Origin of the sequence: Streptomyces sp. NPDC058964 (assembly GCF_042741275.1) — a bacterium.
In the GTDB taxonomy this organism is placed as follows: Bacteria; Actinomycetota; Actinomycetes; order Streptomycetales; family Streptomycetaceae; genus Streptomyces.
In genome coordinates this window covers 1-7,073 of record NZ_JBHYKH010000474.1, presented here as the reverse complement: position 1 = coordinate 7,073, position 7,073 = coordinate 1, and the positions used below count along the sequence as shown (strand labels likewise).

4 protein-coding genes are annotated in these 7,073 nt (G+C 72.0%); all 4 read left to right on the top strand.

The features are described 5' to 3' along the window. The first annotated feature begins 146 nt into the window (after positions 1-146). The gene (locus ACFW2E_RS37480; RefSeq protein WP_384473701.1) at positions 147-359 is read left to right on the top strand and encodes a hypothetical protein; all 213 of its coding nucleotides are present in this window, start codon (positions 147-149) and stop codon (positions 357-359) included. Positions 360-372: 13 nt separating this feature from the next. Further along, positions 373-678, top strand: coding sequence for a DUF6087 family protein (locus tag ACFW2E_RS37475; RefSeq protein WP_384473699.1), 306 nt, complete (start codon positions 373-375; stop codon positions 676-678). A gap of 444 nt (positions 679-1,122) precedes the next feature. After that, a complete protein-coding gene (locus ACFW2E_RS37470; protein WP_384473696.1) occupies positions 1,123-1,383 on the top strand; it encodes a hypothetical protein in 261 nt (86 codons plus the stop codon). A 38-nt stretch (positions 1,384-1,421) separates the two neighbouring features. Then, positions 1,422-7,073, top strand: a 5,652-nt coding sequence (locus ACFW2E_RS37465; protein WP_384473693.1) for a LamG-like jellyroll fold domain-containing protein, incomplete at its 3' end; no start/stop codon positions are given.

Sequence of the window (7,073 nt, the reverse complement as noted above, 5' to 3'; positions counted from 1 at the left end):
GGCTTCACCTGTCTGTCAGCCCAACTTCCCGTCCAACCCGCCAGGTTGGAAAGATAAGATCTCATTGTCGCTTTTGCCGGGGCCGGTTTCCGCCGGGGGCCTGCGATCGCGTTCTTCTCCGTTCGCCGGCTCGTGCGGGAGCCGTCGTGGATCACAGGCCTGGACGTCGCCCGGAGCAGGGCGCCGCAGCCGTTCAGCACGCGCTCGACGGGGCCGCTTGGATTGCCTCCGCCCCGGTGGCCTCCAGGCTGAGCGTTCTGCTGGATTCCATCCGCCTGTACCGGAGCGCCGCTGTCGACGAGGTCCGCATCCGCGCGAAGGACCTCACGGCGGCCCGCCCGAGCACGATCGCCGCCTGAGACCATCACCCCCATGGGTAAGCATTCCCGGCCTGAGCCGCCGAACCAGCCTTCCCGCGCGGTCCCACGCATCGACCCGAGTGACCCGCTCGCGGCGTACCACAAACGTCGCCGGCCGCCGCTCGATCAGTACCGCCGGCACCGCCCGCTGCACACCGGTGGCGGGCATCTTTGCCCTGATGAGCCCAGAGTGCTGGAGGAATGGGACGGCTTTCGTTTCGTTCCCGCTGGGACTGCGGCCGACCTTGCGGCGGCGCGGCGGTGGGTGAGTGCCGTGGCGTTCGGCGACTGCGGCGACGGCGAGGAGTCCGTTCCCTGACACGCGTATGGCCACCGTCTTCCGGCATGCGGTTGAGCATGTCGACGGTTGGGGCGTCGTGGTTCCGTACCCAGGAGGCCTCGGTACCTGAGCGGTGCGACGTATCCGGTGTCCGGCGCAGGCAGGGGAGTGGCTGACCTACATGGGCGAGGGCGGGCTGATCGGCGGCTGTTGTTCGGGCGGGGGGTTTACAGGTCTGTCCAGGTGCGGGGTGCGCCGCTGGTCGGGGGTGTCCATACGGCTTGGGAGGGTCAGTGTTGTTCACAACGGCAACGCGCACCCAATTCCGCTTCCTGCAGTGGCACTTGTGCGCTCTACCCGCTGAGGGGAGTGCGTTTGAGTGAGTGCTCCCGACTACGTCATTCGACGCGTTGCGGCCGAAACAGGCAGGGCGGGAGGCTTCCCCACACGGACGGCGCGCGACGCCGGAGGGGGAGCAACGCTGTGAGCTACCGTTCGAGCGGCCGGTACGAGGCGTTACCGGGACCGTACTGCCGGGAGACTCCGGCTGGGGCCACACTGCAGCTCGTCACCGCCCAACCGGTCGCGAAGTCGGTGTTCACCGTCTTGTCCGCGGCACAGGGCGCCGCCCGTGAGACCTGCCGGCTCGCAGACGCCGAGCTCGACCACGACCGCCACTTCGCTGTCGCCCGTACGGCCGCCCCGCCCGCCCTCCTCCAGTCCTGCCAGGGAGGCGACGTTTGAGCGCGGAATCAACGCCGCAAGCCCTTGCCGGGGTCGCTATGCCACTGATCGACGGCGGGAACGGCCGGGATCCGTCGCCGGTCCTCACCATCACGATGGCCGCGATCGGCGCCGTCCACGGCGCACAACCCGGCTTCCCGGTGACGGTGAGGGGCACCTGGCGAAGCGTCGATTTCGAGGGGCCGTTCACCGTCGAGGTGACGGCTGGCGGGCTTGTCTTCCCGGCCACGGTTGGCGATCTCAGTTGGTCCGCGACGGTCCGCTTCTACCGGGTCGGTTCCGTCCCTGTCATCGCGCGCATCAAGGACGCCCCGTCGGGGGTGGTCAGGAGCACGATCACCCAGAACGTCGCGGTGACTCTCGACTCGCCGATCGTCGACGTCGCCGTCACCCAGCCCGCTGCGGGTGTGGTCAGGGTGGGCGAAGGTGGCACGGACATCGCGGTGCAGGCCACCACCACCCCGGGCTTCGGCCAGCGACGGGTTACCTGGACGGTCGCCGGGCCGAGCGGCTGGTCGGCGTCCGGCGGAACGACGTCGTCCCCCGACGGCCGGGTGTTCTCCTCGAGCGTGCGGTTGCCGGCCACCCCGCTGGGGCGCTTCACGCTCACGATGTCGGCGACCGCGATCGGCCCCTCGGGCGCCGAGGTCGACCCCGCGCTGGCACAGGTCTCAAGCGTCTCCGTCGACACCGTCGACGCTGCCCCGCCACGCCTCGACGTGCGGCTCCCCACCCCCGATCAGTCATACGTGGTCACCGCAGTGCCCGGTGGCGCACCTGCCTACGACGTGCCCGTGGCCCTGTCCGCCAGCGACAGCCAGAGCCACGTCCAGACGGTGGCCTGCTCGGTCGACGGTGGCGCCCCGACCACCCTGCTCACCGCCGATGGCCCCTTCTCGGGCACCGTGCGGGTCAGTGGCTACGGGGGGCATGTGCTCACCTTCACCGCGGTTGACGCGGCTCCGCGGGCCGCCGGGGACACCTCGGGCACCACGGTGGTGGCCGTCCCGATCACGGTGCGCTCGGACTACAGGCCGGCCACCCTGGAGGAACGGCTCGACGACCGCGCCTACCTCAGCGCGCTGTTGGACCTCGCCCGCACCCAAGTGCTGCTTCGGACCGGCGTGGCCGCTCCGCCGCGCGTCACGGTCACCGATCTGGAGCGGGTGACATACCTGGGACTGGGTGATCTCACCCAGCCGCTGTCCGGCGTCGCCACGGCAGGCAGCCAACCCGTGAGCCGACTCCAGTTGGCAGTGGAGACCCTGCGCCGCTACCTCGCACTCACTCCCCACCTGGTCGCTGGCCGCTGGGACTTCGCGGCGCCGACGGGTGCCGACACCGTTCCCGATCTCTCCGGTCACGGCCTGGACCTGACCCTCGCCGCCGGCGCTGTCCTCGGGGCTGGGCCGGGCGGCCGCCGCACCCTTGTACTGGGCACGGACTCCGGTGCCGCCGCCCCCGCCGACGCCGGCCCCCGCATCGGTGATAACGGCACCGACTTCACGGTGGCGTTCTGGATCAACGTCGCCGCCGACAGCACCGGCGCCTGGCGGGCCGTCATGCACCGGGGCGCGGTGGACGCCGAGCGCACTTTCGCGATCTGGCTGCGCCCGGGCGACAATGGGCTGCACGTGCGGGTCAGCACGACGGCGAACGGGAACGAGGGCATCGACGGCACCTCGCCGCTCACGGTCGGGACGTGGACGCACGTCGTCGTCATCAAGGCCGGGAACCGGCTCGACGTCTACCTCGACGGGCGGCTGGACAGCACGGCCGCATTGAGCGCGCCGAGCGTGGGCAACGCCGGTCCGCTGCGGATCGGCAGAGACTCGTTCTTCGGCGGATTCGCCGGCTCGATCGCTGCCCTGGAGGTGCTCACCGAAGCGGTGCCGGACTCGCTCGTCCCTGGGCTCGCTGGGGTCACCTGGCCGGCCGCTGGCACCGTGGCCGAAGGGCTGGCTGCCTACGGCGACGCCGTCTACGAGAGCCTCCTGCAGGCCTTCGGCCTGTCCTCGGCAGAGCTGCGCCTGTCCCGCGGCGCCGATCCCGGTCTCCGCGACGAGGTCGCCGCCCGGCTGGGCGTCCGCCTCGCGGTCGCGCCCACCGCGCTCGACGACCTGACCCTGGCTGCGGGCGCGCGGACCGAGAGCGACCTGGAGCGGCTCTTCGGCCTGCCGTCGACCGATCCCACTCTCCAACCAGCCCGCCTGCTCCCCCCTTCGCAGCTCTCCAGCTGGCGGGAGGCCACCTTGACCCAGCGATGGAGCGAGGAGGACGCAGCGCTGGACCCGGCGGTGGCCGGCTTCCAGATGCTCGTCGACCCGGACGTCATCACCCCTGACGACCTGACCTTGGTCGGGCGCACCGGCCTGGCCGGCAGCCTGCTCGCCGACCGGACGGCAGAGATCGCGGTCATCGCCGCGGACCTGCACGCCGTGCGCGCCGCGCAGCCGACGCAACCAGCCGCCCTGGCCGCCGTGCTCGACCGCGCCCGGCCCGGCGTCGACCTCATCGATCTGGCGGCTCGCCGGGACCAGGGGAGGGACATCGGCCCGGCGCTGGCCGCCGCCAATCTCAGCGAGCCCGCGTTCGCGATGCTGCGCACGGTCGCGGGGCTGGCCGCCCTCGGCACGGTGCAAGCCGACGAGTGGTCCGACGTCGAGGCGCTGCTCACTCGCGTGACCACGCTCGGACTCCGGGGCCGCTGGCGCACCGAGGAGACAGGCGTGAGCCTCACCCAGGCGTCCTTCACCGACGACGGGCCCGCGCCCACCCCGATCCCATGGCGCACGGACCTCGCAGCGCGCGGCGCCTGGCTGCGTCGGCTCCGGTCCCGCGCTGCCGAGCTCAGTGCCTCCCGCGACGAGCTGGGCGCGGCGATCTCCTCCGCCCAGGCGGCGGCGCTGCCGCTGCTGCGCGACAGCCTTCTGGTGAGCATCGAGGGCCGGACGGCGACGGCCGAGGTGGCCCGGTGGCTCGACGTTCGGCTGGGCACTGATGTCCTCGTCGGCCCCGGCAGCCCCGCCACGACGAGGCTGCGCGCCGCCGGTGAGGTCGTGACCGGGCTGCTCGAGGCGCTGCGCGGCGCGCGTCTGCCCGCCTGGCATCCCGCGCGCTCATGGCGGATCGACGACGAGAGCCAGTTCGACGCCAGCTGGAGATGGCACTCCGACCCGGACGGCTGGGTGTCGGCGATGCTGACGTGGCTGTATCCGGAGAACCTCCTGAGCCCGGACCTGGCCCCACTGGCCACCCCGGCGTTCACCGCCCTGGTCAACGACCTGCGCGCCCAGCAGATCGGCGTGGACGAGGTGCGCTGGCGTGCCAACCTCTTCCTGGCGCCACTGCGAGGCTCCGTCGAGGCCGGTCTGCGCGCGCCGCGAGCGCGCTGGCCTCTCGATGAGGACGGCGGCGGCAAGGCCCGTGACACGTCGGGCGGCGGCCAAGACCTCGACGTCGTGGGCGCGGTTTCCGCGCGGGGCCTGTTCGGGCCCGCGCTCGCCTTCGACGGCGGCGACGCGGTCGTGGACGTACCGGATCCCGTGTTCGGCGTCCTCGCGCCGGTCGTCAACGACTTCACGTTGTCGTTCTGGGCGTTCCCCACCGCCCCTCACAAGATTGACGCCCAGGCCACCAGCGGCGCGAGCGGCACCTCCGGGCAGCGCTACGCCCTCGGCCCCGCCCAGGCCGGCAGCCGTTTCGCGGACCCCACTGCGGCCGGCGCCGGGGTATCGGTGGGCACCAACGGGGTGTCCGTCTACGAGCACGGCGACGGTCATCTGCCCGCTGTCCTCGTGTACGCCGCCCCCATCACGGGCTGGACCCACGTGACGGTCGTGTATGAGGGCCGCCGGCCACGCCTGTACGTCGATGGGGTGCTGGTCGCCTCTGCCGAGAACCCGAGCTCCAAGGCCACGGTCTACGCGGTGCCCGACCAGCTGGGCAACACCCGCTCCGGCGACCTCGGCGGCGGGAGCCGGGTCCCCTACGGTGCCTTTCAGGGGCTGCTGTCCGACGTCCGGATCTTCCCGTTCGTGCTGAGCACCACCGAGATCGGGCAGGTCTCCTTCCGGCTCACGGAGCAACGCTCGAGCTCCGGCGTCGAGCGGCTGCAGACGCTCGCTGCGGCGCTGTTCGCGCCCGTCAGCACGCCGCGCACCAACCCGGCGGCGACGGCGCTGCGTGAGGTCTTTTGGTCAGCCCCGGTGCTGCTGGCGCAGGCGCTCGCCCGGTCGGGGCAGTACGCCGCCGCGCTGGACTGGTTCCAGACCGTGTGGTCGCTGAACCTCCCAGCGGGGAGCCACGCGGTGTACCCGGTGCTCGCCGTCGAGACCAACCGGGCGGTCGACCTGTCGCCCGTCGGCGACTGGACCTCGCGGCTCAACCCGCACACCGTCGCCGGCAGACGGCCCAACCCCTACACACGCTTCACCCTCGCCACGATCGCCCAGTGTCTGATGGACTACGGCGACACCGAGTTCGCCCGCGGCCTCGACACCACGGTGGCAGCCGCGCGGGCGCTGTACGAGACCGCCGGCGCTGTGCTGGACAGCCGCGATCTGGACTTCCTCGGCGCGCCACCGGGCGCCGCCGAAGTGGCCTTCCCGAACCCGGCGCTGGCTGCGCAGCGCACCACCGTCGCCGCCCGGCTGGCCAAGCTCCGACAGGGTCGCGACCTTGCAGGTGTCCCGCGGGTGTCCACCGCGCCGGACAGCGCGACCACCCTGGCTGCGGGCCCAGGGGCCGTGGCGTCGACGGCAGTCGCCCTCCGCCCGACGCCCTATCGGTACCGGGTGCTGCAGGACCGGGCGCGACAGCTGGTGAGCCTGGCCCAACAGGTCGAGCAGGAGTACCTCTCCGCACTGGAGAAGTACGACGCGGCAGAGTTCCGCCGGTTCGACGCCCGGAAGGGAGTCGAGGTCGCCGAGCAGAATGCGAAACTGCAGGGCCTGCGGGTGACCGAGGCCGACGACGGCGTCCGGGCGGCCGAGGACCAGAAGGCCCGTGCGGATTTCCTGGGCGAGACCTACACGGCCCGGATCTCGGCCGGCCTCAACGGCTACGAGCGGGATGTCCTGCAGAACTACATGGAGATCCGCGACCTGAAGAACGTCGTCACGGGGCTCGATGCCGCCATCGGGGTGGCCCAGGCCGCGTCGACAACCGGTAGCCTCCTCGACATCGTCTTCAGCGGCGGGGCCAAGATCGGGATCGCGGCCGGGATCTCCGTCGCGCAGATCGCCAAGGGCGTTGCGACCGGTTTCCTGAACGGCGCAGAGGCCCGGTTGTCGGCGAACTCCTTCATGGCCAGCCACGAGCGTCAGGTCGACGAGTGGAAGCTGCAGAAGGGGCTGGCGGAGAAGGACTCTCGCGCGGCCGAGCACGCGTGGCAGGCGGCCAAGGATCACAAGAGTGTCGTCGCCCAGGAGAAGGCCGTCGCCGAGCTCCAGCTGACCCAGGCCAACGCGACTGTGACGTTCCTGGACCGGCAGTTCACCAGCGCCGAGCTCTACGCTTGGATGGCTGGCGTCCTCGGCGGGGTCTACCGGTACTTCCTGCAGCTGGCCACCACCACCGGGGGGGGGGGGGGCCCGCGCCGGGGGCCCCCGGCGCCGGGCCAGGAGGTTGGGCGGGGCGTCGGCGGCCCACTCCGCGATCACGGCCAGGGACTTCGCTCCGGCCAGGAC